Annotated in this window: 27 protein-coding genes, 1 tRNA gene and 1 pseudogene; 15 read left to right on the top strand and 14 right to left on the bottom strand. The window is 72.0% G+C overall.

The window, feature by feature from the left end; translation table 11 throughout:
- Positions 1–43 precede the first annotated feature (43 nt).
- Positions 44–1,480: a peptidoglycan-binding protein gene (locus tag ACZ3KJ_RS00755; RefSeq protein WP_467523569.1), complete on the bottom strand. Its 1,437-nt coding sequence runs from the start codon at positions 1,478–1,480 to the stop codon at positions 44–46.
- 224 nt (positions 1,481–1,704) lie between these two features.
- Between ACZ3KJ_RS00755 and ACZ3KJ_RS00750 the strand changes: the two genes are divergently transcribed.
- A tRNA-Lys gene (locus ACZ3KJ_RS00750) sits at positions 1,705–1,778 on the top strand.
- A gap of 48 nt (positions 1,779–1,826) precedes the next feature.
- Here ACZ3KJ_RS00750 and ACZ3KJ_RS00745 read toward each other — a convergent pair.
- The 5 genes from ACZ3KJ_RS00745 to ACZ3KJ_RS00725 form a co-directional block, all read right to left on the bottom strand.
- Positions 1,827–2,486 carry a class F sortase gene (locus tag ACZ3KJ_RS00745; protein WP_467523568.1) on the bottom strand — a complete coding sequence of 220 codons (660 nt, stop codon included), beginning with the start codon at positions 2,484–2,486 and terminating at the stop codon, positions 1,827–1,829.
- A 4-nt stretch (positions 2,487–2,490) separates the two neighbouring features.
- The gene (locus ACZ3KJ_RS00740; RefSeq protein WP_467523567.1) at positions 2,491–3,054 is read right to left on the bottom strand and encodes a hypothetical protein; all 564 of its coding nucleotides are present in this window, start codon (positions 3,052–3,054) and stop codon (positions 2,491–2,493) included.
- 107 nt (positions 3,055–3,161) lie between these two features.
- Positions 3,162–3,941: an HAD-IIA family hydrolase gene (locus ACZ3KJ_RS00735; protein WP_385062375.1), complete on the bottom strand. Its 780-nt coding sequence runs from the start codon at positions 3,939–3,941 to the stop codon at positions 3,162–3,164.
- Positions 3,942–4,044: 103 nt separating this feature from the next.
- The gene (locus tag ACZ3KJ_RS00730) at positions 4,045–5,076 is read right to left on the bottom strand and encodes a hypothetical protein (RefSeq protein WP_467523566.1); all 1,032 of its coding nucleotides are present in this window, start codon (positions 5,074–5,076) and stop codon (positions 4,045–4,047) included.
- A 90-nt stretch (positions 5,077–5,166) separates the two neighbouring features.
- Positions 5,167–6,528 carry an ROK family transcriptional regulator gene (locus ACZ3KJ_RS00725; RefSeq protein ID WP_467523565.1) on the bottom strand — a complete coding sequence of 454 codons (1,362 nt, stop codon included), beginning with the start codon at positions 6,526–6,528 and terminating at the stop codon, positions 5,167–5,169.
- Between the two features lie 56 nt (positions 6,529–6,584).
- Here ACZ3KJ_RS00725 and ACZ3KJ_RS00720 point away from each other — a divergent pair, with 56 nt between their 5' ends.
- A complete protein-coding gene (locus tag ACZ3KJ_RS00720) occupies positions 6,585–7,652 on the top strand; it encodes a Gfo/Idh/MocA family protein (protein WP_467523563.1) in 1,068 nt (355 codons plus the stop codon).
- Positions 7,649–8,149 carry a heme-degrading domain-containing protein gene (locus tag ACZ3KJ_RS00715; protein WP_467523561.1) on the top strand — a complete coding sequence of 167 codons (501 nt, stop codon included), beginning with the start codon at positions 7,649–7,651 and terminating at the stop codon, positions 8,147–8,149. Before ACZ3KJ_RS00720 ends, ACZ3KJ_RS00715 begins: the two co-directional genes overlap by 4 nt.
- Before the next feature lie 178 nt (positions 8,150–8,327).
- Here the strand turns inward: ACZ3KJ_RS00715 and ACZ3KJ_RS00710 are convergent, their stop codons facing one another.
- From ACZ3KJ_RS00710 to ACZ3KJ_RS00700, 3 genes are all read right to left on the bottom strand, one after another.
- The gene (locus ACZ3KJ_RS00710; RefSeq protein WP_467523560.1) at positions 8,328–9,185 is read right to left on the bottom strand and encodes a fumarylacetoacetate hydrolase family protein; all 858 of its coding nucleotides are present in this window, start codon (positions 9,183–9,185) and stop codon (positions 8,328–8,330) included.
- 260 nt (positions 9,186–9,445) lie between these two features.
- Positions 9,446–10,165 carry a YidC/Oxa1 family membrane protein insertase gene (locus ACZ3KJ_RS00705; protein WP_467524772.1) on the bottom strand — a complete coding sequence of 240 codons (720 nt, stop codon included), beginning with the start codon at positions 10,163–10,165 and terminating at the stop codon, positions 9,446–9,448.
- A gap of 166 nt (positions 10,166–10,331) precedes the next feature.
- Positions 10,332–10,658, bottom strand: a complete 327-nt coding sequence (locus ACZ3KJ_RS00700) for a DUF6412 domain-containing protein (RefSeq protein WP_467524770.1) — start codon at positions 10,656–10,658, stop codon at positions 10,332–10,334.
- Positions 10,659–10,906: 248 nt separating this feature from the next.
- Here ACZ3KJ_RS00700 and ACZ3KJ_RS00695 point away from each other — a divergent pair, with 248 nt between their 5' ends.
- The 6 genes from ACZ3KJ_RS00695 to ACZ3KJ_RS00670 all read left to right on the top strand — a co-directional run bounded on the left by ACZ3KJ_RS00695 (position 10,907) and on the right by ACZ3KJ_RS00670 (position 18,325).
- The gene (locus tag ACZ3KJ_RS00695) at positions 10,907–12,382 is read left to right on the top strand and encodes a glycoside hydrolase (protein WP_467523558.1); all 1,476 of its coding nucleotides are present in this window, start codon (positions 10,907–10,909) and stop codon (positions 12,380–12,382) included.
- A gap of 86 nt (positions 12,383–12,468) precedes the next feature.
- The gene (locus ACZ3KJ_RS00690) at positions 12,469–12,786 is read left to right on the top strand and encodes a PadR family transcriptional regulator (RefSeq protein WP_467523557.1); all 318 of its coding nucleotides are present in this window, start codon (positions 12,469–12,471) and stop codon (positions 12,784–12,786) included.
- Positions 12,783–13,544, top strand: coding sequence for a hypothetical protein (locus ACZ3KJ_RS00685; protein ID WP_467523556.1), 762 nt, complete (start codon positions 12,783–12,785; stop codon positions 13,542–13,544). The genes ACZ3KJ_RS00690 and ACZ3KJ_RS00685 overlap by 4 nt, the downstream gene beginning before the upstream one ends.
- A gap of 63 nt (positions 13,545–13,607) precedes the next feature.
- Entirely contained in the window at positions 13,608–14,627 is a 1,020-nt protein-coding gene (locus ACZ3KJ_RS00680) for an SEC-C domain-containing protein (RefSeq protein WP_467523554.1), read from the top strand.
- Between the two features lie 30 nt (positions 14,628–14,657).
- Positions 14,658–15,077: a DUF3592 domain-containing protein gene (locus ACZ3KJ_RS00675; protein ID WP_467523553.1), complete on the top strand. Its 420-nt coding sequence runs from the start codon at positions 14,658–14,660 to the stop codon at positions 15,075–15,077.
- A 107-nt stretch (positions 15,078–15,184) separates the two neighbouring features.
- Positions 15,185–18,325: a DEAD/DEAH box helicase gene (locus tag ACZ3KJ_RS00670; RefSeq protein ID WP_467523552.1), complete on the top strand. Its 3,141-nt coding sequence runs from the start codon at positions 15,185–15,187 to the stop codon at positions 18,323–18,325.
- A 16-nt stretch (positions 18,326–18,341) separates the two neighbouring features.
- On the opposite strand, the gene ACZ3KJ_RS00665 is transcribed toward ACZ3KJ_RS00670, so the two are convergent.
- Positions 18,342–18,983: an ATP-binding protein gene (locus ACZ3KJ_RS00665; protein WP_467523551.1), complete on the bottom strand. Its 642-nt coding sequence runs from the start codon at positions 18,981–18,983 to the stop codon at positions 18,342–18,344.
- 215 nt (positions 18,984–19,198) lie between these two features.
- On the opposite strand from ACZ3KJ_RS00665, the gene ACZ3KJ_RS00660 reads away from it, so the two are divergent.
- The 4 genes and pseudogenes from ACZ3KJ_RS00660 to ACZ3KJ_RS00645 form a co-directional block, all read left to right on the top strand.
- Entirely contained in the window at positions 19,199–20,047 is an 849-nt protein-coding gene (locus ACZ3KJ_RS00660) for a helix-turn-helix domain-containing protein (protein ID WP_467523550.1), read from the top strand.
- Positions 20,044–20,256, top strand: a complete 213-nt coding sequence (locus tag ACZ3KJ_RS00655; RefSeq protein ID WP_467523549.1) for a DUF397 domain-containing protein — start codon at positions 20,044–20,046, stop codon at positions 20,254–20,256. Before ACZ3KJ_RS00660 ends, ACZ3KJ_RS00655 begins: the two co-directional genes overlap by 4 nt.
- Before the next feature lie 99 nt (positions 20,257–20,355).
- Positions 20,356–20,997 carry a DUF6879 family protein gene (locus ACZ3KJ_RS00650; RefSeq protein WP_467523548.1) on the top strand — a complete coding sequence of 214 codons (642 nt, stop codon included), beginning with the start codon at positions 20,356–20,358 and terminating at the stop codon, positions 20,995–20,997.
- Positions 20,994–21,257 (top strand): annotated as a pseudogene (locus ACZ3KJ_RS00645) (helix-turn-helix domain-containing protein); the annotation flags it as partial. The gene ACZ3KJ_RS00650 and the pseudogene ACZ3KJ_RS00645, both read left to right, overlap by 4 nt.
- Here ACZ3KJ_RS00645 and ACZ3KJ_RS00640 read toward each other — a convergent pair.
- From ACZ3KJ_RS00640 to ACZ3KJ_RS00630, 3 genes are all read right to left on the bottom strand, one after another.
- Entirely contained in the window at positions 21,207–21,455 is a 249-nt protein-coding gene (locus ACZ3KJ_RS00640; RefSeq protein ID WP_467524821.1) for a hypothetical protein, read from the bottom strand. The pseudogene ACZ3KJ_RS00645 and the gene ACZ3KJ_RS00640 overlap by 51 nt on opposite strands.
- Before the next feature lie 277 nt (positions 21,456–21,732).
- Positions 21,733–22,248: a DUF2267 domain-containing protein gene (locus tag ACZ3KJ_RS00635; protein ID WP_467523547.1), complete on the bottom strand. Its 516-nt coding sequence runs from the start codon at positions 22,246–22,248 to the stop codon at positions 21,733–21,735.
- Positions 22,249–22,354: 106 nt separating this feature from the next.
- Positions 22,355–22,780, bottom strand: a complete 426-nt coding sequence (locus ACZ3KJ_RS00630; protein WP_467523546.1) for an Hsp20/alpha crystallin family protein — start codon at positions 22,778–22,780, stop codon at positions 22,355–22,357.
- Positions 22,781–22,995: 215 nt separating this feature from the next.
- Here ACZ3KJ_RS00630 and ACZ3KJ_RS00625 point away from each other — a divergent pair, with 215 nt between their 5' ends.
- Together ACZ3KJ_RS00625 and ACZ3KJ_RS00620 are read left to right on the top strand one after the other, a co-directional pair.
- Positions 22,996–23,298, top strand: a complete 303-nt coding sequence (locus ACZ3KJ_RS00625; RefSeq protein ID WP_467523545.1) for a hypothetical protein — start codon at positions 22,996–22,998, stop codon at positions 23,296–23,298.
- Between the two features lie 76 nt (positions 23,299–23,374).
- Positions 23,375–23,824: a hypothetical protein gene (locus ACZ3KJ_RS00620; protein WP_467523544.1), complete on the top strand. Its 450-nt coding sequence runs from the start codon at positions 23,375–23,377 to the stop codon at positions 23,822–23,824.
- Between the two features lie 130 nt (positions 23,825–23,954).
- Here the strand turns inward: ACZ3KJ_RS00620 and ACZ3KJ_RS00615 are convergent, their stop codons facing one another.
- Positions 23,955–25,535 (bottom strand): MFS transporter, encoded by a 1,581-nt coding sequence (locus tag ACZ3KJ_RS00615; RefSeq protein WP_467523543.1) that lies wholly within the window; start codon positions 25,533–25,535, stop codon positions 23,955–23,957.
- Between the last annotated feature and the right edge of the window lie 123 nt (positions 25,536–25,658).

The following is a 25,658-nucleotide window of genomic DNA, read 5'->3' as shown; positions in this document are numbered from 1 at the left end:
GGGGCCCGCGGGGTCGGGGCCGGGCACCGGGGCCGCGGCCGGGCTACGAGAACAGCCTCCGCCAGGTCTCGGGCCCCGGGTAGCCGTCGGCCGCGCCGCCGCGCCAGCCCTGGGTGCGCTGGAAGGCCTCGACGCCCCGCCGGTCCGCTTCGCCCCAGCGCGGCCCCGGTCCCGTCGTGTAGTACGTGCCGAACCCTTTCTTCACCAGCTGCCTCCCCAACTGGGTGACGTACGCGTTGTCGGCGCCGGGCCGGAACACGGCCCGGCCCGGGTAGGCGGGGACGCCCGCCCCCGGAGCGGCGGCGGGTGCACCGTCCCCGGTCCCGGGAGCCGGGGCGACGGACCGGCCCGTGCCGGTGATCAGCAGCGACCAGGTCCGCGGGCCGGGCAGTCCGTCGGCGTCCGCGCCGCGCCAGCCCTGGGCCTCCTGGAACGCCCGGGTGGCCCGCCGGTCCGCCTCCGTCCAGCGCGGACCGGGCCCCGACGCGTAGAAGCGCCCGGCGCCGTGCTGGACGAGGAGCCGGCCGAGCCGGGTGACGTGCGGGTTGTCGGCGCCCGGCCCGAAGTACGCGCGTCCGGGGTACGGGGCCGCCGTGGCACCGGCACCGGGGGCCGGGGCGGGAGCCGCGGCGTTCCCGCTCCCCGTGCTCCCCGCGCTTCCCTTGCTCCCCGTGCCGCCCGTGGTCCCCGTGCCGCCCGTCGTGCCCGTCGCGCCCGTCGCGCCCCCGCCGGTCGGCGTCCCCGCCGCTTTGACGCTCTTGTAGCGGTAGGGGACGTAGCGGCCGGAGTTCGACCAGTAGGCGTAGGGGGTGGCGAGGCGGCGGGCGTTCGGGCGGGTCTGTTCGTAGGCGATGTAGGACGTGTGCGTGTAGTCCGTCCAGCCGCCGAAGAGGACGACGTGCGAGCCGTTCTGCGGATGGGACAGATTGTGGAAGAGCAGCATGTCGCCCGGCTGGAGTTCCTCCTTGGTGATGCGCGTGGCGAACTCGTGCAGGCTGCCCGTCCACTCGTTTCCCGGCAGCTTCCAGGCCATGGACACGAAGCCCGAGCAGTCCTGCCGGTACCCGTCGGACCAGTAGGCGCTCATGCTGTACGGCACCTTCGCCGTGACCCAGGCCTTGGCCCGCTTGATGATGTCCGCCCGGGCGATCTCGGGCGCCCTGACCTGCGCGGACGGCGCCGGTCGGCCGCCCTGGCCGTACAGCGGCTCCCTGCCGCCCTGGGGGTTGCCGGGCTCGTCGCCCGCGGGGACGCCCGGCCGGTCGGGCACGTGCGGGGCGGCCACGGCCGGGACGGCGTGCCCGGCGCCGATCGCCGCGGTGGCCGCGGCAGCGGCCGCCACGACGGCGGTGCGGTGGGCGGCCGGACGACCGCCGAACCCCACGGGCAGGGAACCCGGGCTCGCCCGCCGCCGCTGAACGCACCCGGGGCAGTCGCAGTCGCTCGCGGGATCGAATTCCTCGAACACCGGCGTCTCCATGCGATTCCCCTCAGATTCCAGATGGAAATGTCCGCGACTGCTCACATTCGTCAGTCTTTCCCACTGGTTGTACGGACGCGCAAGCTGACGGTCCGAATGATGTACGCGGACCCCTCCCCGGGGGTGGCACGGGCCCTCCCCGGGGGTGGCGCGGACCACCCGGCTCAGCCGGACGGCGGTCGGGAGCACCCCGGGACGTCCTGTAGAGTTGTCGTTGTCAGCAGGCGCCGCTAGCTCAGTTGGTTAGAGCAGCTGACTCTTAATCAGCGGGTCCGGGGTTCGAGTCCCTGGCGGCGCACAGACCGGAAAGCCCCTCGCGTGAGCGAGGGGCTTTCTGCTGCGCGGATCACACCGCGGTCCCGGTCAGGTACGCCGACACGATCACGTTCGCCGAGTAGCTGCCGCTCGCACGGTCGAAGGTGCCGCCGCAGGTGATCAGCCGCAGTTCGGCGCGGCCCGTGGCCCGGGTGCCGTAGGCCTGCCGGGCGTCGAAGCGGTCGCGCTGGACGACCTCGATGTCGTCGACGGTGAACTCGGCGACCTTGCCGTCGGCGCGGGCCACGCGGATCGTCTCGCCGGCCTCCAGGGTGCTCAGCTTGTAGAAGACGGCGGGCCGGGTCTCGGTGTCGACGTGTCCGACCATCAGCGCGGTGCCCGCCGCGCCGGGTTTCACCCCGGCCCCGTACCAGCCGACGACGCCCGCCTGGTCGTAGGGCGGCGGGTCGATCCCGCCCCGCCCGTCCAGCCCGCGGGCCACCACCGGCGCCTGCACACCCAGTTCGGGGATGTCGATGCGCCGCGGCAGCGCGGCTCCCAGCGGTTTCGCGGCGGGCGGCAGCGGGGCGTCGCCGGGCCGGCCGACGGCCGCCACGTCACCCGTGGTCGGCGCGGACGTCACAGGGCGCACGTCGGTCACCTCGCGCCCCCACAGCCACAGCCCGAACAGGAGCAGCGCCCAGGCCGCGCCGGTCAGAAGGCGCCCCGAAGAGCGCTCGCGTCCGGTCACGGAGTCAGTCCGTCCCGGGGCGGCGGCGCACCGTCCGGAGCGCCACGGCGACGGCGGCGACACCCGCCAGGACCAGTCCGGTGACCGTGTGGGCGATGCCGGGACCGTCCACCCGGGCCTCCTCGGCGGAGGCGAGCGGAGCCGCGCCACCGCCGCCCGCGCGGACCGGCGCGACGGGCGAGGCGTACCCCGACGGGCGCGCCGACGCCGGCACCACCCGGATCGAGCCGGTGATCCGGAAGTCGGCGCAGACGATCGTCACGGCGTAGGAACCCGGGGCGAGCGAGGAGCGGACCCGGGTCTCGCCGGTCAGGGTGCCGTCCGTGCCGACGAGGCGGGCGTCCGAGACGAACGCGTCCGACGCGGCCGTGGCCGTCGTCCCGCGGCAGCCGCTGACCCGCAGTGAGACCTCGGCGCCCGGGGACGGCGTCGTCGGCGTCACCGAGACCTCGCCCGCCCCGCCTCCGCCGTCTCCCCCGCCCCCGCCGTCCGCCGCGTAGGCCGCCGGGACGAGCGCCACGGCGACGGCCGCGGCACCGGCACAGAGTGTTGCTTTCAGTGAGCGCATGGTGAACCTCCAGCTATCTGGAGATTCCTCCCCGGCTCGGCGCCCCGCATCTCAGACCGGGGCGCCGCTACTCCGAACGGGTCAGTTTCCGCGGGTGAACGGTTCGGTCAGATCCGGTCCACCAGGTCCGCGATCGAGTCGACGATCTGCGACGGCCGGTACGGGAAGTTCTCGACCTGCTCGGGCCCGGTCAGACCGGTGAGCACCAGGAACGTCTGCATGCCGGCCTCGATGCCCGCCAGCACGTCGGTGTCCATGCGGTCGCCGATCATCGCGCTGCTCTCGGAGTGGGCGCCGATCGCGTTCAGCCCGGTGCGCATCATCAGGGGGTTCGGCTTGCCCGCGAAGTAGGGGTTCTTGCCGGTCGCCTTGGTGATCAGGGCGGCCACCGCGCCGGTCGCGGGCAGCGGGCCCTCGGTGGAGGGGCCGGTCTCGTCCGGGTTGGTGCAGATGAAACGGGCGCCCCCGTTGATCAGCCGGACCGCCTTGGTCATCGCCTCGAAGGAGTACGTGCGGGTCTCGCCCAGGACGACGTAGTCCGGCTCGTGGTCGGTGAGGATGTAGCCGATGTCGTGCAGCGCGGTGGTCAGACCGGCCTCGCCGAGGACGTACGCGGAGCCGTTCGGCCGCTGGTCGTCGAGGAACTTCGCGGTGGCCAGCGCCGACGTCCAGATGTTCTCGATCGGCACGTCCAGGCCCATCCGGCGCAGCCGGGCGTGCAGGTCGCGCGGGGTGTAGATCGAGTTGTTGGTCAGGACGAGGAACGGCTTGCCCGACTCACGCAGCTTCTTCAGGAAGGAGTCGGCGCCGGGGATCGGGACGCCCTCGTGGATGAGCACACCGTCCATGTCGGTGAGCCACGACTCGATGGGCTTGCGGTCTGCCATGTGCGGGATCTCCTGTGCCGTACGCCACGCGGTGCTGCGTGCGGCCCCAGCCTAATCACAGGCCGATCTTGAGGGAATGGCCTGTTTGCGCCGGGTTCGGCGGTCAGCGGCGTCTGCGCGCGAGCAGCAGGGCGACTCCCACGGCCAGGAGACAGGCGGTGGCGGCGAGGACGACGGCCGGGGAGGCGAGGCCGGTGCGGGCCATCTCCCTCGCCTCCTCGGCGAGATACGGCAGGCCGGTGGCCGGGGCGGGGGTGGAAGCGGAGGCGGAGGCGGAGGCCGAGGGATCGGTCGCGGTGTCGGTATCGGTGTCGGTATCAGTGTCGGTATCGGTCCTGGCCTCGCTATCGGTCCCGGACTCGGTCTCCGGCGCGGATTCGGTACCGGTTCCCGGAGCGGTACCCGGCGCGGTCCCGTGTGCGGTCTCGCGGGTGGTGGAGCGTCCACCGGCCTCGACGGTGAAGCGGTAGTCGTTCGACTGCCCGATCCACTCGCCGTCGTCTCCGTGCCGCTGGACGACCGCCGCGTTGACGGTGACCTCGTTGGGCACGGTGTCCGAGGTGAGGGCGAGGCGCAGCTTGACCGTGAGGGTCTTGTGCGGGGGGACGGTGAAGCCCGCGAAGGGGGCGCGCGCGGACGCCCCGGACCACTCGGCGGATCCGGTCGACGCGGTGGACCTGGTGATGGCGGTGGTGGTGGAGGTGGAGGTGGAGGACCTGGTGATGGTGGTGGAGGCGGTCGGCCCGGTGGCGGCGGTGGGCCGGTCGGTGAGGGCTCCGACGAGTTCGTCCTCGTCGGTCGTCTCGAAGTGGACGGGGTGGGGGCGGCCGTCGGCGTAGAACTCCAGGTGCGGCTGGGACGGCTTCAGGGAGCGCTCGGCGTCGACGAGGACGACGACCGGGTGGACGCCGGTGCAGGTACGGCCGGTGGTGTTGGTGAGGTCGAGGTACCAGGTGCCGAATCCGCCGCCGGCCCGGTAGGAGGCGGGGCCGCCGTGGAGGCGGGTGGTCAGCGGGAAGTCGCCGGTGTCGGGGCCGGCACAACCGGGACCGGCTTCCGCGTGCGCGGGGGCCGGCGCACCTCCGAGGGCGGCGGCCGCGGCGAGGCAGAGGGAGACGGGTGTGCACAGTCGCATGAACACGTGAGCCTGCCGGGTGGGGCGGGGGCGGGAGGGACGACGCTCCGCACGGCCGTGCGAATCCATTCATATGGAGGAGGCGGTGGCTCAGCCGTCCGCCCGGCCGAACACCGGGCCGAGGAGCAACTGGGCCGCGCCCTCCGCCACCCCGCGGGCGCCGCCCGGGGCGAGGCGTACCGGGACCCGGTCCTTCGGGGCGCCCTCGCGGTGGGCGCGGACCGCGAGGACGCTGGTGACGCCCCGGAGGAAGGGTTCCGGGGAGGCCGTGATCGTACGGCCGCCGAGCAGGAGCCGGTCGATGTCCAGCAGACCGGCCAGATTGGCGGCGGCCGTGCCGAGGACGCGGGCCGCCTCGGCGGTGTCGCCCCGGGCTATGGCCGCGAGGCACAGCGCCTCCACGCAGCCGCGGTTGCCGCACGGGCAGGGCGGCCCGTCGAGCTGGAGGACCTGGTGGCCGAACTCACCGGCACCGGTGCGGGCCCCCCGGTGCACGCTCCCGCCGATCACCAGGCCGGCGCCGAGCCCCGTCCCGAGGTGGAGGTAGGCGAAGGAGCCGCCCTCGCCGCCGACGGCGAGGCCGAGTGCGGCGGCGTTGGTGTCCTTGTCGACGACGACCGGTACCCCGAGCCGCCACGCGAGCGCGTCCCGCAGGGGGAAGCCGTCCCACTCGGGGTAGCCGGTGACGCGGTGCAGGACGCCGTTGACGTGATCGAGGGGGCCCGGCAGGGCGACCCCCACGCCGAGCACGCCGAGCAGCGCGCGGGAACGCCCACCGGCACCACCCGCGGCGCCCGTGTCCGCGCCCGCGTCCGCGGCCCCCGGACGAGCACCCCCGGCCGCCCCCGGAGCCGCCTCCACCCCCGGACGAGCACCCCCGGCCGCCCCCGGAGCCGTCTCCGCCCCCGGACGAGCACCCCCGGCCGCCCCCGGAGCCGCCTCCGCCCCCGCGCCCGTGCCCCTCGCGCCGGTGTGCGCACCGGCACCCCCCAGCACCTGGTCCACCACCGCCTCGGTCTCCCGCACCACCGTCCCCACGACGGCCTCCGCCCCCGCCCCCAGGTCCAGGGGGACGCACCGCTCCCCCACCACCCGTCCGTCGAGCTCTGCGAGGACGAGCCGCAGTTCGTCGCGGTCGAGGTGGACGCCGACCGCGTGCCCGGCGCCGGGGACGAGCCGCAGGACCGTGCGCGGCTTCCCGCCCGTGGAGGCGCGCCGGCCCGCCTCCGTCGCGAGCCCCTCGTCCCGGAGCCGGGCGGTGATCTTGCTGACGGCCTGCGGGGTGAGCCCGGTGCGCTCGGCCAGTTCGAGCCGGCTGATGCCGTCGGGGCCGGCCGTGCGCAGCAGGTCGAGCACGAGCGCGGTGTTGTGGCTGCGCACCGCGAGCTGGTTCGCCCCCACCGCCGTGCCGCGCGCCGCCCCGCCCGCCGAGCCGTCGTTGGTCCTGTTCACTCCTCCATTCTCCCTCCCGCTTGCACTTTGGCAACAGCGTTGCGAAAGTGGAGGGCATGACTGGTACCCCCCTCCGCGTCGGCCTGATCGGCTACGGCCTCGCGGGCTCCGTCTTCCACGCCCCGCTGATCGCCGCCACCGAGGGCCTCGCCCTCGACACGGTGGTCACCTCGAACCCGGAGCGGCAGGAACAGGCCCGCGCCGAGTTCCCGGACGTACGCGTCGTCGCCGGCCCGGACGAGCTGCTCGCCCGGGCCGGCGAGCTGGACCTCGTCGTCATCGCGTCCCCGAACCGGACGCACGTCCCGCTCGCCACGGCCGCCCTGGAAGCCGGCCTCCCGGTCGTGGTCGACAAGCCGGTCTCCGGCACGGCCGCCGAGGCGCGGGAGCTGGCCGCCCTCGCCGAGAAGCGCGGGCTGCTGCTCTCCGTCTTCCAGAACCGCCGCTGGGACAACGACTTCCTCACCCTGCGCCGGCTGATCGCCGACGGCGAGCTGGGTGACGTGTACCGCTTCGAGTCCCGCTTCGAGCGCTGGCGGCCGCAGCTGAAGGGCGGCTGGCGCGAGTCCGGCGACCCGGCAGAGATCGGAGGTCTGCTGTACGACCTCGGCAGCCATGTCGTCGACCAGGCGCTGGTCCTGTTCGGCCCGGTCACGCGGGTGTTCGCCGAGTCGGACGTCCGCCGCCCCGGCGCGGAGGCGGACGACGACACCTTCATCGCGCTCACGCACGCCGGCGGCGTCAGGTCCCACCTCTACGTCTCCGCGACGGCCGCCCTGCTCGGCCCGCGCTTCCGGGTGCTGGGCTCCAAGGCCGGGTACGTCAAGCACGGCCTGGACCCGCAGGAGGCCGCGCTCCGCGAGGGCCTGCGCCCCGGCCCCGGCTGGGGGACGGAACCCGAGGGCCGGTGGGGCCGTCTCGGCGCCGGCGAGTCCCCGCGGACCGGTGGCGGACGTGCCGTGCCGACCCTGCCCGGCGACTACCCGGCCTACTACGCTGCGGTGGCCGAGGCACTGACCGACGGCGGTCCCAACCCGGTGACCGCCCTGGAGGCGGCCGCCGCCCTCGACGTACTGGAGGCGGCCCGCCGTTCGGCACGAGACGGAGTGGCGGTGACGCTGTGACCCACGAGAACACCCCGAGGTTCACCCCGGAGATCACCCCGACCCTGGAGGAGCTCCAGGCCCAGGAACGGCGGCTGGTCCTGAAGCGGTTCACCCACGACGACGCCTGGGCGCTCGGCACGCTCCTGGTGGAGCTGGCCCGGGAGCGCCAGGCCCCGGTCGCCATCGACATCCACCGCGCCGGCCAGCAGCTCTTCCACGCGGCGCTGCCCGGTTCGGCCCCCGACAACGACGCCTGGATCGCCCGCAAGCGGCGCGTCGTGGAGCGCTACGGCGTCTCCTCCTACCTGGTCGGCTCCCGCTTCCGCGCCAAGGGCACGACCTTCGAGGAGTCCTCCCGCCTCGACCCGGACACCTACGCGGCCCACGGCGGCTCGTTCCCGATCAACGTCGAGGGCGTCGGCGTGATCGGCGCGGTGACCGTGTCCGGGCTGCCGCAACTGGAGGACCACCGGTTCGTGGTGGAGGCGTTGGAGGAGTTCCTGAACAAGGGCTGAGCAGCCCACTCCGGGGCGGGGCGGAGGCGGGGGCGGGGCGGAAGCGGGGGCGGGGCGGAAGCGGGGGGCGGGACGGAAGCGGGGCGGAGGCCGGTGCGGCCACCGCAGTTCCCGGCCGCCGCAGTTCCCCGCCTCCGCAGTTCGCCGCCGCCCCCTCCTCCCCGCCCCCGCGGAGCGCCTACGCGTCCTTCAGCTCCTGGCGCTGCCGGCCCAGTCCGGCGATCTCCAGCTCCACCACGTCCCCGGCCCGCAGATAGGGCTTCGGCTCCGGCTGCCCGAAGGCCACGCCCGCCGGTGTGCCGGTGTTGATGACGTCCCCGGGGTACAGGGTCATGAACTGGCTGACGTACCGCACGACCTCGCCCACCGGGAAGATCTGCTCGGCGGTCGTGCCGTCCTGCTTCAACTCGCCGTTGACCCACAGCCGCAGGGAGAGCGCCTGCGGGTCGGGCACCTCGTCCGCCGTCACCAGCCACGGCCCCAGCGGGTTGAACGTCTCGCAGTTCTTGCCCTTGTCCCAGGTCCCGCCGCGGTCCATCTGGAACTCCCGCTCGGAGACGTCGTGGGCGACGGCGTAGCCGCCGACGTGCGCGAGACCCTCCTCGGCCGACTCCAGGTAGCGGGCGGTACGGCCGACGACGACGGCCAGTTCGACCTCCCAGTCGGTCCGGGTGGACCCGCGGGGCACGAGCACGGTGTCGTACGGCCCGACGACGGTGTCCGCCGCCTTGAAGAAGACGACGGGCTCGGCGGGCGGCTGTGACCCGGTCTCGCGGGCGTGGTCGTGGTAGTTCAGGCCGATGCACACGACCTTGCCGATCCGGCCGACCGGCGACCCGATCCGCAGTCCGGCCGCGTCCAGCACGGGCAGCCCGCCCGACTCGGCGGCGGCCCGGACCCGGCCGAGCGCCGCGTCGTCGGCGAGCAGCGCGCCGTCGACGTCGTCCACGACACCCGTCAGATCCCGCAGGGTTCCCTCGGCGTCGAGCAGCGCGGGGCGCTCCGCCCCCTCCGTACCGACGCGCAGCAGCTTCATGATCACTATCTCCCTCGCTCGCGGGGCGCCCTCCGACGGGTGCAGCCATCGGATGACTGGTCGATCCTCCAAGCTGGGGGTCCACTCCGCAATACCCGGTTCACGTACTGGACCGTCACGGTCGGCCCCGAGGTCGCGGGGTCCCAGATTTCCGGGCCCCAGGCTCCAGGCCCCAGGGCCCCAGGGCCCCAGGATCCGGGCCCCGGGTTCCGGGTTCCGGGATCCGAGGCCCTGGTCGTCGGCCATCAGGGTCGGCGGGGTCAGCGGTGGTACAGCACCGCCCGCTCGACGGCGCTCCACGCCGCGCTGGTGACCACGTACAGCGCGGCGGCCAGCGGCACGACGGCGACGGTGACGAGGGTGAGGAAGGGCAGGAACGGCATGAGGCGGGTGACGGCGGTGACCGCGCCCGCGCCGGGCGTGTCGTCGGTGACGGCCATCGCCGGGTCCGTGGCCGCCGTCCGCCGCGCGAGCCGGTAGCCGAAGGCGGCGACGGCCGTGACGACGGCGAACAGGCCCAGGTAGACCAGCCCCGCCCCGCCGAACACCCCGCCGGCGGCCAGGGCGTCGGTCCAGCGGTCGCCGAGGGGCGCGTCGAGGAGCCGGTGGGTGAGCAGTCCGTTGGTCCCGCCGCCCACCGACGCGTGCGAGAAGACGTAGTAGAGGAGGAGGAACGCGGGCGCCTGGAGCAGGCTCGGCAGGCAGCCCGACAGCGGCGAGACCCCTTCCCCGGCATGCAGTTCCAGGACCGCCCGCTGGAGCCGCTCCGGGTCGCGCGCGTGCTTCCTGCGCAGTTCGGCGATGCGCGGCCGGAGCGCGGCCCGGGCCCGCTGACCGCGCGCCGCGGCCCGGGACAGGGGGTGGACGAGGAGTCGTACGAGAGCGGTGAACAGCACGATTGCGGCGGCCGCCGCGGAGGCGTGGAAGAGGGGTTCGAGCAGGACGGCGAACCGCTCGACGAGGTGGACGAAGGCGGACAGGAGTGCGGACATGGGGGAGGAGCCCTCCAGGGGTCTCGTCGTGCCGGGAGGAGAACGGGCTGACGGCATGACGACCCGCGCGGGGTCACCCACGGGAGAGTGCGGGGTACAAGGGTGTACCGGGACGCACCGATGCACCGGGGTGCACCGGGGGGACCGGAGTGCCCTACGCGGCGGTCGCCGGGAGGGCGGACCCGGGTGCCCTGGGCCGTGGCCGGCCGGAGGCGTCGGGGTCGCGTTGGGGCAGGAAGGCCGTACGCCGGTCCCGGTCCCGTATGGCCGTCCGCACCCGGGTGGGAGGTACGGCGGGAGCGCAGCGCGCCGCGGCGAGACAGCAGAGGGCGAGCGCGGCACCGGCGGCGGCGGTCGCGGCGAGCGCGACGGTGGCCGTGAGACCGCCGGTGGCGAGGAGGGCGACGTCGAGGAGGAGGAAGAAGGAGAAAAGGAGGAGGAGGACTGCGGGGCGCAGCGCGGAGGACCACACGCGGATCACAGGCACCCCTCCCCTCCACCTCTCCAGCCCGTCCCTGCCCTCTGCCCCATGAGAACGCCCGGAACCACCGAGACGGTTCCCGCCCCTTCCTCCACCGGTTCGGGAAAGGCCTGTCGGAACCCTCGACAACACCACGCGTGACCCCTGATGCTTCGTGACGCGCGCTCACCCCTCATGCACTCACGTCCCCGCACGAGTCGCGGGCGGCCGGGACGGCCGCCCCGCTCGCCGAGTGAAGCGGAGAAGCCATGATCCGACGCAGAACCCTGCTGGCCGCCACGGGCGGAGCCGTCCTCGGAAGCGCCCTGGCGACCGGCACGGCCCGCGCCGACGCGACGATCGCCGTCACCCCGTCCACCACGTACGGCACCTGGGAGGGCTGGGGCACCTCCCTCGCCTGGTGGGCCAACGTCTTCGGCGCCCGCAACGACTTCGCCGACCTCTTCTTCACGACGAACTCGGTGTCGTACGGCGGCAGGACGCTGCCCGGGCTCGGCCTGAACATCGCCCGCTACAACCTCGGCGCGTGCGGCTGGAACAGCGTGGGCGGCGAGACGATGGTCGCCTCCGCCAACATCCCCGGCTTCAAGCAGATCGAGGGCTACTGGCAGGACTGGAACGACGAGGACCCCGCCTCCTCCGCCTGGGACTGGACGGCGGACGCCAACCAGCGCGCGATGCTGGTGAAGGCGGTGGAGAGGGGCGCGGTCACCGAGCTGTTCGCCAACTCCCCCATGTGGTGGATGTGCCTGAACCACAACCCCTCCGGCGCGGCGGACGGCGGCAACAACCTCCAGTCCTGGAACTACCGCCAGCACGCCTCCCACCTCGCCGCCGTGGCCCTGCGCGCCAGGGACGACTGGGGCGTGGACTTCGCGACGGTCGACCCCTTCAACGAGCCGTCGTCGTCCTGGTGGACGGCGACCGGCACCCAGGAGGGCTGCCACATGGACGCGGCCGTCCAGGCCGCCGTACTGCCGTACCTGCGCAGCGAGCTGGACGGGCGGGGCCTGACGGACGTGCGGATCTCCGCGTCGGACGAGACGAGCTACGACCTGGCGCGCACGACCTGGAACTCCTTCCCGTCGTCCACGAAGGCCCTGGTGGACCAGGTCAACGTGCACGGCTACCAGGGCTCGGGCGGCCGCCGGGACCTGCTGTACACGGACGTCGTGACGACGGCGAAGAAGGTCCTGTGGAACTCGGAGACCGGCGACAACGACGGCACCGGCCTCACCATGGCGGGCAACCTGCTCTACGACTTCCGCTGGCTGCACCCCACGGCCTGGGTCTACTGGCAGGTCATGGACCCGTCGACGAACTGGGCGATGATCGCGTACGACGCGGCCACGCTCCAGCCCGGCGCGGTCACGACGAAGTACTACGTCATGGCCCAGTTCAGCCGCCACATCCGCCCCGGCATGACCATCCTGGACACCGGCGTCTCCTACGCCGTGGCCGCCCTCGACCGCACGGCGCGGCGCCTGGTCGTCGTGGCCGCCAACACGTCGGCGTCGGCCCAGACCCTGACCTTCGACCTGTCCCGTTTCTCCACGGTCACCGGCGGCTCGGGCGGCCTGGTCCCCCGCTGGAACACGGTGACGGCGGGCGGCGGCGACCTCTACACGGCCCACTCGGACACGTACCTCTCCGGCAAGACGGTGAGCGTGCCGTTCGCGGCGGGGGCGGTGCAGACGTTGCAGGTGGACGGGGTGGTGGTCTGACGGCGTGACGTCCCGGCGCCGGGTGCGTGCACCACGCACCGATTATCGTTCTCGACATACGGTCGCCGGGCTGCTTCACTCGCCGTATGGCATCGATCCGCCTCACCCGCCCGACACTCGAAGTGATCAAGGTGCTGCTGGCGTCCACCCCCGACAGCCCCGCCTGGGGCCTGAAGATCTGCGAGGAGGCGGACCTCGGCTCCGGCACCGTCTACCCCATCCTGGAGCGCCTGGTCGAGGCCGGCTGGATCACGCGGTCCGAGGAGACGGGCGACCACCCCGGCCGCCCGAAGCGGTTCTACTACGAGCTCACCGCCGCCGGCCGCCAGGCCGCGCACCAGGCGCGGCAGCGCAAGCCCCGGTTCTTCGGACTGGCGGCCGGGGCGGAGGGGGGTCGGGCGTGAGCGGGGACGAGCGTGACGACGCACTGCGAACGGACGGCATCCCCCGGGCCGGGGCACTGGCCGTCACCGCCGTCCTGGCACCGGTGCTGGCCGGCACGGCGGCAGCGATCTTCCTGCTGGTGGGCTACGTCCTGAAGCTGCTCGACCCGGACCACGCCCTGATCGAGGACCTGCTCGCCACCGGCTGGGTGTTCGGCGCGGCGACGGCGGCCTCGATCCTGGCAGCCGCCGTGGGCCTCCTGATCACGGCCCTGCGCTCTCCCGCCCCGGAAGCGGAGGGCGAGGCGGAGACACCCCACCGTCCGGCCCGCCCGCCCGACAGGACCGCGCACCGCGCACTCGGCCTCGCGTCCTTCGTCGCCGGGCACCGCAGGGCGCACCTGCGCGAGGAATGGGCCGCGATCCTCGCCGGCGACCCGGAGAACGGCGTCGTCCTGTCGCCGCACCGCAGGACGGCGTACGCCCTCGGCTTCCTCTGGGCAGCCCTCCGCCTGCGCCTCCGCGACATCACCGGCCCCCTGTGGCTGCCGGTCGACTGGCTGCTGTCGACGGACTCCCGGACGAACGGGCTGATCGCCGCGGCCGTCGGCGCCCAGATCGTCTACATCCGGCACGAGGACGGCCTGCACGCGCTCCTCACCGAGGGCTGGGGCTGGTGCGCGGGGTGCGGGATCGCGCTGCGGCTGTTCTTCGCCTGGCTGCGCAGGGTGCGCGGCATCGAGCTCGCGTCGACGCCCGACGACACGGCGGACTCCTGACCCCGCGGCCGTCGGCCGGCACCTGTCTCTCCTTTGTCACCGGCGGGCAGTACGGTGTCGTGCATGCGCCCCGACACGCCCGCCGAGAACGTCGACCACCTCGCCGAAGCGGCACGCCTGGAGCGGACCGCCGGACTGTACCCCGAGGACGCCGAGGCCCTGCTGCTGCAAGCCGCGGCCCACCTGGAGCTGTCCGGCGACCGCCCCGCCGCGACCGCCCTCTACGACCGTCTGCTGTCCTCCGCGGACGGCCTGGAGCAGCCGCACCTGGTCCGCGCCCTCAAGGCGTCCAACTTGTGGGAGTACGGCCACGAGGCGGAGGCCCGCGCGATCATCGACGGCCTCCGCACGACGGCCCCCCGCGACCCGGCGCCCTGGGTGATCGTCGCGGAGGCCCTGGAGTCCCACGACGAGCTGGAGGCGGCGCAGGAGACGTTCACCGAAGGCGTGCGCCTGCTGCTGACGGACGTGGCCGAGCCCCCCTACTCCACCCACCCCCTCCTCTTCGGCCGCCACCGGGTACGGCGCCTGCTGGGCGCCGGCCACGACGAGTGGGACGCCCTCGCGGACGCGCTGCACACCTCCCCGGTGTCCCTGGACGAACTGCACGACCCCAAGCGGGTCTGGTCCCTCGGCTCCGACAACCCGGCGGAGCTGGAGGCGGAGATCTGGCGGCTCCGGGCGGAGCTGGGGACATACCGGGAGGCCCTCTCCCGCCCCTTCCCCGTGGCCGTGCTGCACTGGCCGACCGCCGAACTGACGGAGCTGCTGACCGCCTACCCGACGCTCGCGACGGAGTACCCCTCCCACGAGGAGCACCTCGCGACGATAGAGGCCGCCCTGCGCGAACTTTCCGCTTCCGGCACCGCGAACCTGGGCATCGTGACCGGGACGGTGCCGTCGTACGAGGCCTTCGCCGCCTCCGAGGGCGCCTCGCCGGAGGACTCCGAACTGCTGCCGCAGTACGCGACGACCCTGGCGGCCCGGGGACGAGCGGTGGCTTGGCCGCCGCAGAGGGGGGCGGGGTGCTGGTGTGGGTCGGGGCGGGCCTATGAGGGGTGTCACGGCAGTACGCAGGCGTAAGGCTCACCACGCCGCCCGGGGCGGGCGACGATGACCCAGCCGTGGCTGACGTTCGCCTTGATCTTCGCCGCGGGCTGGCCGGCTTACGGCCTCCGCGTCACCCGGGGCGCTCTTCGGGGGCGCGAAGGCCTGCGGCGGCTGGGCGTCCGGGGAGTCCGCGCGGAGGGCGAGGTCGTACGTGGCCCGCGACGCGAGGGAACCGTGGTGCACCCCGCCCAGGTCCGCTACCGGGCGGGCCCACAGGAGCAGACGTACCGACGAGCGCCACTGAACGCGGACCGGCATGTGCTGCGGGTCGGCTACGAGGTGGTCGTCCGGTACGACCCCGCGGACCCTCGACGGGTGGTCGTGGTGCGGACGCAGGCGTCGTTCAGTCCTTACACGTACCTCGTATGCGGCGTTTTGTTGTGCTCGTTCGGTCTTGGGCTGGGAGTGATGAGCCTGCTTTGACGACTGGCGGGCTCTCCAAACGATCGCTCTCACCCCTGGGCCCGTCGGTTGTCAGTCGCTGCTGCTACAACAGACCCACATCGACATGGGTGAGTGAAGGGGCGGTTGTGGCGAACTCGGGGGAACGGACACGGCCGGTCGCGGGCGTCTATGAAGAGCTCATTACCCAGGATCTCCAGCACCAGCTCGAAGGCCTCGAAGCGGCTGGGTGGAAAGCCATCGACGCAGAGGTCAGCGAAGGTTCCACGCCCCACGTGCTGGCCCGGCATATCGGCGAGGCCGTGGCACGCCGGTTGAGTCGGCTGCCGCAACGCGAGCAGGTGGCCGCCGCCAATCAGATCATGAAGTCGCTGGCCGCGAGCGCTCCTGATCCCGTCGAGGAGGCCGCCACGATCGCTGACGGGCCGCGCCAACTGCTCGCCTTGGCGGAGCAAGAGGCCCCGGGTGTCTACGCGATTCGGCCTCTGACTCCCCTCTCCGAAACGGCTCTGATCACCAACGCCCCGGACGACCCCAGCCTGGGCGCGGAACTGCGGGCAGAGCTCGCCACGGCGGACCGCATCGACCTGTTGTGCGCGTTCGTGAAGTGGTATGGCATACGCGTGCTCGAGGACTCCCTGCGCTCAGCGAAAGAGCGGGGCGTCCCGATCCGCGTCATCACGACCACCTACATCGGTGCCACGGATCGACTCGCCTTGGACCGGCTGGTCCGCGAGTTCGGCGCCGAAGTGAAGGTCAACTACGAGACCAGATCGACCCGCCTCCATGCGAAGGCTTGGCTCTTCCGGCGCAACACCGGCTTCGACACGGCGTATGTGGGCAGCTCGAATCTGTCGAAGGCCGCGCTACTCGACGGCCTTGAGTGGAACGTGCGGCTGTCGTCGGTGGCCACCCCCAGGGTGCTCGACAAGTTCGAGGCGACGTTCGACGCCTACTGGGCGGACTCGGCGTTCGAAGCGTATGACCCTGATGCGGACGGGAAGCGGCTGGACGACGCGCTAGCCCAGGCAGGCGGCATCGGACCGGCCGGCGATCCAAAGATCAGCCTCTCCGGTCTGGAGGTGCGTCCGCTCCCCCATCAGAGAGACATGTTGGAGCGCCTCCGCGTCGAACGGGAGATTCGCGGTCGTCAGCGGAATCTCCTGGTCGCCGCGACCGGCACCGGCAAGACCGTCATGGCTGCGCTGGACTACCGGAACATGCGCGACGCCCTGGGCGGAGCCCTCCCGCCACTCCTCTTCGTAGCCCACCGCAAGGAGATCCTGCGGCAATCTCTGAGGACCTACCGAGAGGTCCTGGACAACGCGTCTTTCGGTGAGCTGCTGCACAGCGGCGAGGAGCCGAAGGAGTGGACGCATGTCTTCGCCAGCGTCCAGTCCCTCAATCTCCAACGGCTCGAGCAGCTTGCTCCCGAGCACTTCCACGTCATCGTCATCGACGAGTTCCACCACGCCACGGCTGACACCTACCGCCGGGTCCTCGATCACTTCCAGCCGCCCCAACTACTCGGCTTGACGGCGACCCCGGAACGGATGGACGGGCGCAATGTGCAGGACGAGTTCTTCGATGGCCGCATCGCCGCCGAACTACGGCTCTGGGAAGCCCTCGAAAACGACCTGCTCTGCCCGTTCCATTACTTCGGGCTCCCGGACGGCACCGACCTCACCAACCTCAACTGGCGATCCGGCGCCTACGACCGCGACCAACTCGGCAATCTCTACACCGGCGATCACGCCCGGGCTCGGATCGTCATCAAGCAGGTTCAGGAAAAGATCTCCCGCCCGGCCGCAATGCGCGCCCTCGGCTTCTGCGTGACCAAAGCTCACGCACGCTTCATGGCCGCCTGCTTCCGCGAGGCCGGGTTCGCAGCCGAAGCCCTCGACAGCGACTCGCCCCCGGCGGTGCGCGAGCGCACCCTGGCCGACCTCAAGGCCGGCCGCATACAGGTGATCTTCTCCGTCGACCTGTTCAACGAAGGCTTGGACATTCCCGATGTAGACACGTTGTTGCTCCTGCGGCCCACGAACAGCGCGACCGTCTTCCTGCAACAGTTGGGGCGCGGATTGCGACGAACGCCGAACAAGCCTGTCCTGACGGTGCTCGACTTCATCGGTCAGCACCGGGCCGAATTCCGCTTCGAGGAGCAGTTCCGGGCCCTGACCAACCTGTCGCGCAACCGGCTCGTCGACAGCATCGAGCACGGCTTTCCGCAGTTGCCCTCCGGCTGCCAGATCATCCTGGAGGGCAAGTCCAAGGATTTGGTGCTCAACAACATCCGCACACAGCTCAAGGCGACCATCACCACGCTGGCCAAGGAAGTCAGGGACTACAGCACGCCGCGGCTGGCGGACTACCTGCGCGAGAGCCGCCGGGACATCCAGGAGCTGTACAAGAGCGACAACTCCTGGACCAAGGTGCTCCGGAAGGCGGGACTGATGCGGGAGGAGGCACCATCAGGTGAAGCAGAGCTCCTCAAGCGGGTCCACGCCTTCCTCCACGTGGACGACCCGGAACGGACCCAGGCATACCTCCGCCTCCTCGGCGACGACGCACCCGACTACGACTCTCTTGCGGCTCGGGAGAAGGCGTACGCCCGTATGCTCTTCTTCAACCTCTGGGACAATGCCGGCGGTTTCACCAGCTACCGGCAGGGGCTGGAAACACTGCGCGCTCATACCGGACTCCGGGACGAACTCCGGCAAGTTCTCACGTACGTCCTGGAAGGTACCGACCACTTTCCCCTTCCCTTGGAAGGACCGCTCGCCCAGGTCCCCCTGAAGATCCACAGCTCCTACAACCGCTCCGAGATCCTCTCGGCCCTGGGCGTGGCCCAACTGGGAGGCCAGATGCCGAGAGATTTCGGGCAAGGGGTGCGATGGGTGGAGGAGCTCAAGACCGACGCTCTCCTCATCACCCTCGAGAAGGACGAGCGGGACTTCTCGCCGACAGTCCGCTACAAGGACTACGCCCTCAGCCCCACCCGCTTCCACTGGGAGTCGCAGAGCACGACTCCGGAGAACTCCGCGACCGGCCTGCGCTATCGGCAGCACGCCGAGCGGGGCAGTCACGTCCTTCTCTTCTTGCGGCGTTACAAGCGCAACAGCATCCTCAAGGCCGAGCCGTGGATGCTTTTGGGGCCAGCGACGTATGCGGGACACACCGGCAGCAAGCCCATGGCGATCACGTGGGAGCTGCACCACAAGCTTCCCGCCGATGTCATGTCTTACGCATCGATCACCAGCGGATGAGGACCCGTGTAGTCACCTAGGCAGAGGCGTTGGCTCCTCCCGTGAAGTGGATGTGGGCTCGGTCGAGGATCCGTTCGGCGTCTCGCCCGTGGTGGTGCAGCCATTGGAGGAGGTCGACGATGATGTCGATCGCCATTTCCTCCGCACGGGCCAGGCTCAGCCCGTGCGGGGGAACTCGCTTCACCTGCCACCCGCACTCTCTGCCATAGAGGTCCAACAGCCCTTCAGCTCTGTTCAGGCGTGAGCTGTCCCGAGCCGAGACGGACGTGGTCGGCTTCGTCGCCAGCTCGCACCACGTGACCTTCCGGTCGACGCGCAGTTCGACGCCCCAGCGTTCGGCGACCGCGTCGACGAGGGCCATGCCCCGTCCGCCCTCCGAGTCGACGTTCGAGTCGAGCAGGGTGGGCAGGGCGCGGGTGTCGGGGTCGCGGACCTCGATGCGCAGATGTACGCCGCGCATGAGGACCGTGAGCGTGGCCGGAGTGCCGGGGCCCACGTGCGTGATGACGTTGGACACCAGCTCGCTGAGGCAGAGCTGGGCGTCGTCGGCGATGCCGTGCAGTCCCCAGATGGCGAGGTGCGACCGCAGGGCCCGGCGCAGGCCGGCCACCTCCGTCGGCTCCGCCGTGAAAGCACGGCTCCACGGCTTGCGCGGCATGCACACGTCCTGACTCACCGAAAACCCCTCTCGTCGCGGCGACGCCCCCTTGAGTGCGAAGAGTCATGAAGCGTCACGATGAGTTGTGTCGCCCTCAGAGTGCTGGCTGCGGATCCCTTCGTGCAATGTGCACGGCGGGATTCCCACTTCCGAGTGATTGGCAGGCACACCCCTTGGCGCGAGACTGAACGCCCGCTATCCGAATCGGGGTTGATATGGCAGGCTCACCCACGGCACGCCGTCGCCGCCTCTCCATCGAGCTGAAGAAGCTTCGCGAGCGCAGCACGCTCACCTGCGCCCAGGTCGGCCAGGCGCTGGACTGGAGCGGCTCCAAGGTCAACCGAATGGAGACGGGGAGCGGCCGGGTCCAACCGTCCGACATCGACGCCCTGTGCCGGTTCTACGGCACCAGCGACGACATGCGGGAGTTCCTCAAGTCACTGGCCCGGCAGGCCAAGGTGCGGGGGTGGTGGCAGGTCCACGGCTCCGGCGTGCCGGAGTGGTTCAACATCTACATCGGCCTGGAACAGGACGCGTCCACCTTCCGCCAGTACCAGTGCGAGGTGGTGCCCGGCCTCATGCAGACGCTCGGGTACGCCTCCGAGCTGCACACGACGTGCGGGCACATGACCGCGGCGGACGTGGAAAGGGCCGTGCGCGTCCGTATGGAGCGCCAGGCCATGCTGAGCCGCCCCGACGCCCCGGAGTCCTGGTTCATCGTGCACGAAGGCGCCCTGCGCAACGTCATCGGAGACCGGACGTTGATGCGGGAGCAGTTGGAACGCATCCTGGACACCGCCCGGTTGCCGTCCGTGACCTTGCAGGTCCTGTCCTTCGACTCGGGCACGTACCCGGTCACGGGCTCCTTCACCATGTTGGGCTTTCCCGCCCCGGAGGATCCCGACCTCGTCTACCGGGACGGCATCACCGATGCCGTCTACCTGGAGGGCGAGCATCATGTACGGGAGTACACACGGGCGTTCGACGGTCTGCGGGCGGCGGCTCTGAGTCCTCGGCGCTCGACCCATCTGATCGAATCGGTTCTGAAGGAATACGCGGAATGAGCATGGCGAAGCCCAGCGGTGATGCACGTCCCCAGTGGGTCAGGTCGTCGCACAGCAACGGTGCGGGTGGGGAGTGCGTGGAGTGCGCGGTGACCGACGACGGCGCCTTGGTCCGTGACTCGAAGGACTCGGGGGGGCCGGTGATATCCATCGGGTACGCCGCTTGGCTCACCTTCGTGGATGCCGTTGGGCAGCACATCGAGGGCTGACAGGGGAGGAAGCCTCCACGTCGGCGACTGCAGTTTCCGGGAGCCGACCAGACCGACACGCGCATCGCGAATCTCCGGCCGACACAGACGGAGGGTGACGTGACACCCAGGTTCATCGGCACGACCGGCACCGACGGCGACTGCCCCGCCCTGTACGACGCCGGAGGCAAGGACGAAATCTTCGTCCGGGAAGAACGGGAGACCGAACCGAGACTCCAGCCGTTCGCCTCGGTCTCGGACCTCTTCCGCGACTTCCGGCACAGTGCTTGGCGCCTGGAGACGCGGCGCGGTTATGCCTCCGATCGCAACAGTCCCAAGTGGGCCCGGTTTCTCGCGGGTGAGGACATCGGCGGCGACCCGGACAACGCCTGGCGGGCGAACGTGCGCGCGCAGACCGCCCTGGGCAAACGGTTCGAGCGCGTCCGGGTGGTCGACGAGCCGCCCACGCAGGGACAGAGGTTCCTCCTCGCCAGCGCGCCCGGCAATGTCGCCGCGGGCGAGGACATCCGCAATCTGACCCGCGCGCAGGCGCAGCAACTGCGACTGCCCGACGACGACTTCTGGCTGTTCGACTCCACGGTCCTCGTCCGCTTCGCCTTCGACGACGAAGACACCACCCTGGGCGTCTACGTCACCGAGGACCCGGCCGAAGTCCTGGCGGCCTGCCAGGCCCGGGAGGCTGCCTGGCACCATGCCGTCCGCACCGAGGAATTCGCCGGGCGGGTACGTTCCACTGTGTGAGCACGGATTACCAGACCGCAAGGGAAGCCCTCGGTGCGCGGCTGCGCGAGCTGCGCGCCGAGGCCGGTCTGGACGGCAAGCAACTTGCCGCAGGGCTCGGCTGGCAGCCCTCGAAGGTGTCCCGGCTTCAGAGCGGTAAGCAGACGCCGAGCTCGGCCGACTTGACCGCGTGGGCGGCGGCCTGTGGCCGGCCGGAGGCCGAGGCTGAGCTACAAGGTCTGCGTGCTGGGTTGGAGATGAAGCAGCGGCTGGCCGCGGGCGTCGTAGCGCACCACGCGGTGGCCGTCGGCCAGGAGGCGGCGGGTGAGGTGGTCCCATTCGCCCAGGTGGCCCGCGAGGCCGTGGAGGAGGACGGCCGGGGGTGCCGTCGGGTGCGGGTGCGCCGGGGTGTCGTCGCGGTAGGCGAGGTGGATGCCGTCGGGGGTGGTGAGGCGGGGGTGTGCGGTCGATGCCGTCACGTCGGGTGGTGTCCGTCCTGGGCTCGGTGCCCGGCGGGGGCGGGGGCTGAGGAAGGTCCCGCCGGGCGGCGGAGCCTTCCGGCGGTCGGCGGCCACGGGTGCCGTGTCACCGGCTCGGCCCGGAACGGCCACCCTTGGACTCGCCGCGGACCGACTGCGTCCCCGTGGCCTGAGCGGACGTAGGGGCGGCGCCCCCCTCGGGCGAGGGGGGCGCCGCCCTTTCCGTTGTCCTGGCGCCGTCGTCCGTCGGCCGGAGTCCGTGCCGGGGCGTTGCCCCTCACCGCCGGGGGGCGGGGGGAGTGTCGGGGGACGGGGGCCTGCGGGGGGTCAGTTCCGCTCTGCCGAAGAGGAGGGCGTAGCCGGGTGGGAGGTGGGTCAGGAGGCGGTCGGTGAGGTCGTCGCCGAGCAGGGTGGGCAGGACGCCCAGGACCGAGCCGGCGTGCCAGCGGGCCGTGGCCGCCGTGGCGCCCTCGATGCGGGCGGCGATCGTGTCGACGAACTCCGCCGCCGGGCTCGGGCGGGGCGCCGGAACGCGCGTGGTGATCTCCTCGGACGCCTCCCGGGGGAGGGCTCCGGCCAGGGCCGCGCGCTCGTCGCCGGTGACGTGGGCGGCGAGGGCGGACAGGACGGTACGGGTGATGTGCTCGGCCTCGGCGGTGGTCGGGTACCGGCCCGCCGTCCGTACCGACGCGATCAGGTCGCTCCAACGGTCCTCGGTGCCGGGCGCGCGCCGCGTCCGCGGGCCGGGGATCACCGTCCTCGCCGTGGGCGGGGTGGTCGTCGTCGCGGTCATGCTGCGGGGGTCCTCCTCGGGGTGGCAGGTGAGCGGTCCGCGTCCCGCGGCCCGGGGGACGAGGTGCCCGGGGGCCGCGGGACGCGCTGGAGAAAGGGGCGGCCGGTCAGCCGCTCAGCTGCCTGGGTCCGCTGTCGCCGCCCGTGATCTGGATGCGGCGCGGCTTGGCCTGTTCGGCCACGGGGATGCGCAGGGTCAGGACACCCGCCTCGTACGAGGCGTCGATGCGGTCCGTGTCCAGGGTGTCGCCGAGGAAGAGCTGACGGGTGAAGGTGCCCGTGGGGCGCTCGGCGACCAGGACCTCCGCGCCCTCGGGGGCGGGGGAACGGCGCTCGGCGCGGACGCTGAGGACGTTGCGTTCCACGTCCAGCTCGATCGTCTCAGGGTCGATGCCGGGGAGGTCGAAGTGGACGAGGAAGTCGTCCCCGGCCCGGTAGGCGTCCATCGTCATGGCGGCGGGACGGTTCGCGGTGCCGAAGACCTGCTGCGCGAGTCGGTCGAAGTCGCGGAACGGGTCGGTACGCATGAGCATCACGGTCCACTCCTCTCATCGGGTTCTCGGTGCGATGCCCTACGTCTTCTTGTATAGCGCTCGGGAGGAAAGTTGACAAGCCTCGACTCAGGTAAGTGGCGCGCGGTGCGGTGCGCTTCCTGTGCGTGTCCGTTCCGGCCGGGGGGTCGTGGCTGGTCGTACGGTGTCCGGGGCTAGCCTCGTGGACGACTCGCAGGAGGCCGGAGGAGGCAGTGATGACGAAGGTTCCCAGTGCGGTGATCGCCGCCGGTGGGCTCGTCGGCGGGTACGGCGTGGCGCGGTGGACCGGCGAGCGGCCGCTCGGCGGAGTCGTCCTGGCCGCCGCCGGGGCCGCGGCCGCACGGCAGTGGCGGCAGCGGGCCGGCGGGACGGCCGCGGGGGCGCTGACCGCCGCGTACGTCGCCGCGTTCGCCGCGTCGCATCCGCTGGCGAAGAAGGTGGGCGCCTGGCCGTCGGTGTTCGGCGTCGCGGGCGCCGTCGCGCTGGCCTCGTGGGCGGTGGCCGACCGGCGGACGTGAGCGCCTGGCGATAATCCGTCGGCCTGTGGCACTCCCGCCACTACCCGCCGGTCCGGCGCCCGCCTACCGTCGCTCCGTGACCAAGTTCCTCCTCACCGTCCACGTCCTCGCCGCGATCGTCGCCATCGGGCCCGTCACCGTCGCGGCCAGCATGTTCCCGCCCGCCGCCCGCCGCGCCCTGGCCTCACCCGACGACAGCCGGGCGACCGAGACCGTACGGCTGCTGCACCGCATCTGCCGGGTGTACGCCGGCGTCGGCATCGCGGTGCCCGTCTTCGGGGTGTTCACGGCGGGCGCGATGGGCGTGATGGGCGACCCCTGGCTGATCGCGTCGATCGCGCTGACCCTGCTGGCCGCGATCGTCCTGGTCGTGCTCGTGCTGCCCGGGCAGGAGCCCCTCGTCGAGGGCGCCGGAAGCCGGGAGGCGACCGTCCGGCTCGCCATGGTCACCGGCGTGTTCAACCTGCTGTGGGCGACGGTGACGGTCCTGATGATCGTGCGGCCGGGGTCGACGACGGGAGCGTAGACGGGCAGGCGGGCAGGCCGCCGGACGGCGCGGGAAGGGATCCACGCCACGCCGGTCGTCCACCGCCGGCTGACGGACGAAGGGGGCCCACACCGGGTGGGCCCCCTTCGTCGGCGGTGGTGGACCGCCGTCACGCCGTCGCCGTCGTCGGCCCCTGAGGAGGCTGCGGGGGCTGCGGCCCCTTCGGCCCGCCCGGCCGTCCGGCCCCGCCGGAGGCCACCCGCTCACGCGCCTGCGTCGCCGCCGCCGTCAGCGGCTTGGCGATGTCCTCCAGGGAGCGCCGCTCGGCCCGTACCGCGAGGAACGCGGCGACCAGGCCGGCCGCGCACATCAGCCCGGCGCCGATCTGGAAGGCGAGCACCGTGTCGCCGACCTCGCCCGTGCCGGTGAGGTCGGCGAAGATCAGGGGGCCGCTGATGCCGCCGGCGGCGGTGCCGAGGGCGTAGAAGAAGGCGATGGACATCGCACGGGTCTCCATCGGGAAGATCTCGGAGACCGTCAGGTAGGCGCTGGACGCGCCCGCCGACGCGAAGAACAGCACCACGCACCAGCAGGCTGTCAGCGTGGACGCGCTCAGCGAGCCGCGGTCGAACAGCCAGGCCGTGCCGAACAGCAGCAGACCGGACAGCAGGTACGTCGACGAGATCATCACCCGGCGGCCCAGCGTGTCGAACAGCTTGCCCAGCAGCAGCGGGCCGAAGAAGTTGCCGAGGGCGATGACGGCGAAGTAGTAGCCGGTGTGGCCGGAGGGCACGTCGAAGAACGTGGTCAGGATCGCGCCGAAGCCGAAGGTGATGGCGTTGTAGAGGAACGCCTGCCCGATGAAGAGGGAGAAACCGAGGACGGCGCGGCGGCGGTAGTCGGAGAAGACCGTACGGCCGATCTCGGCGAAGGAGACGCTGCGGCGCTGGTGGATGGTGATCTCGCCGTCGGCCCGCGGCAGCGGCCCGCCCGACTCGGCCTCGATCTTCCGCTCGATGGAGGAGACGATCCGTTCCGCCTCGTCGTCGCGGCCGTGGATCAGCAGCCAGCGCGGACTCTCCGGCACATGGCGCCGTACGAGGAGGATGACCAGGGCGAGGACGGCGCCGAGGGCGAACGTCAGCCGCCAGCCCACGTTCGCCGCGAAGACGTCCGTGTCCAGCGCCACGATCGACAGCAGCGAACCGCCGACCGCGCCCAGCCAGAAGCTGCCGTTGATCATCAGGTCGACGCGGCCCCGGTAGTCCGCCGGGATCAGCTCGTCGATGGCGCTGTTGATCGCCGCGTACTCGCCGCCGATGCCGAAGCCGGTGAGGAACCGGAAGAGCAGGAACCACCAGGTGTCGAAGGAGACCGCGGTCAGGGCGGTGGCCGCGAGGTACACCGCGAGCGTGATCATGAAGAGCTTCTTGCGGCCCCAGCGGTCGGTCAGCCGGCCCCAGAAGAGGGCGCCGACGCACGCGCCGGCCACGTACAGGGCGGCCGCGATGCCGGTCACCTGACCGGAGGTGATCGGCAGGCCGCTGCCGGGCTCCGACAGCCGGCCGGCGATGTTGCCGACGACGGTGACCTCGAGTCCGTCGAGGATCCACACGGTGCCGAGACCGATCACGATCGTCCAGTGCCAGCGCGACCAGGGGAGACGGTCGAGGCGGGCGGGGATGTCGGTGGTGATGGTGCGGCCGCCGGTCTCGGCGGGCTCACTGCCTCTGGCCTGGGCGGTGGTCATGGGCTCCCTCCTCCGTGAGCGGAACGGGGATCGGGTGCCCCGGGGGGTGCGGGTTTACGCCGTGGGCCAGGTCAGGGGCGGCTTCGTATGTACGTACGTACCTACGTACATGCGTGCGTGCGG

It is taken from the genome of Streptomyces sp. NPDC003248 (assembly GCF_055563235.1).
The sequence above is the reverse complement of the archived record's forward strand: the minus strand, read 5'-3'. Positions and strand labels throughout refer to the sequence as shown.

Bases quoted from the DNA above. Each gene is read 5' to 3' on its own strand.
- ACZ3KJ_RS00755 (WP_467523569.1), bottom strand. From the start codon at position 1,480: ATGGAGACGCCGGTGTTCGAGGAATTCGATCCCGCGAGCGACTGCGAC.
- ACZ3KJ_RS00740 (WP_467523567.1), bottom strand. From the start codon at position 3,054: ATGCGCTCACTGAAAGCAACACTCTGTGCCGGTGCCGCGGCCGTCGCC.
- ACZ3KJ_RS00735 (WP_385062375.1), bottom strand. From the start codon at position 3,941: ATGGCAGACCGCAAGCCCATCGAGTCGTGGCTCACCGACATGGACGGT.
- ACZ3KJ_RS00730 (WP_467523566.1), bottom strand. From the start codon at position 5,076: ATGCGACTGTGCACACCCGTCTCCCTCTGCCTCGCCGCGGCCGCCGCC.
- ACZ3KJ_RS00720 (WP_467523563.1), top strand. From the start codon at position 6,585: ATGACTGGTACCCCCCTCCGCGTCGGCCTGATCGGCTACGGCCTCGCG.
- ACZ3KJ_RS00710 (WP_467523560.1), bottom strand. From the start codon at position 9,185: ATGAAGCTGCTGCGCGTCGGTACGGAGGGGGCGGAGCGCCCCGCGCTG.
- ACZ3KJ_RS00695 (WP_467523558.1), top strand. From the start codon at position 10,907: ATGATCCGACGCAGAACCCTGCTGGCCGCCACGGGCGGAGCCGTCCTC.
- ACZ3KJ_RS00690 (WP_467523557.1), top strand. From the start codon at position 12,469: ATGGCATCGATCCGCCTCACCCGCCCGACACTCGAAGTGATCAAGGTG.
- ACZ3KJ_RS00680 (WP_467523554.1), top strand. From the start codon at position 13,608: ATGCGCCCCGACACGCCCGCCGAGAACGTCGACCACCTCGCCGAAGCG.
- ACZ3KJ_RS00675 (WP_467523553.1), top strand. From the start codon at position 14,658: ATGACCCAGCCGTGGCTGACGTTCGCCTTGATCTTCGCCGCGGGCTGG.
- ACZ3KJ_RS00665 (WP_467523551.1), bottom strand. From the start codon at position 18,983: ATGCCGCGCAAGCCGTGGAGCCGTGCTTTCACGGCGGAGCCGACGGAG.
- ACZ3KJ_RS00660 (WP_467523550.1), top strand. From the start codon at position 19,199: ATGGCAGGCTCACCCACGGCACGCCGTCGCCGCCTCTCCATCGAGCTG.
- ACZ3KJ_RS00655 (WP_467523549.1), top strand. From the start codon at position 20,044: ATGAGCATGGCGAAGCCCAGCGGTGATGCACGTCCCCAGTGGGTCAGG.
- ACZ3KJ_RS00635 (WP_467523547.1), bottom strand. From the start codon at position 22,248: ATGACCGCGACGACGACCACCCCGCCCACGGCGAGGACGGTGATCCCC.
- ACZ3KJ_RS00630 (WP_467523546.1), bottom strand. From the start codon at position 22,780: ATGCTCATGCGTACCGACCCGTTCCGCGACTTCGACCGACTCGCGCAG.
- ACZ3KJ_RS00625 (WP_467523545.1), top strand. From the start codon at position 22,996: ATGACGAAGGTTCCCAGTGCGGTGATCGCCGCCGGTGGGCTCGTCGGC.
- ACZ3KJ_RS00615 (WP_467523543.1), bottom strand. From the start codon at position 25,535: ATGACCACCGCCCAGGCCAGAGGCAGTGAGCCCGCCGAGACCGGCGGC.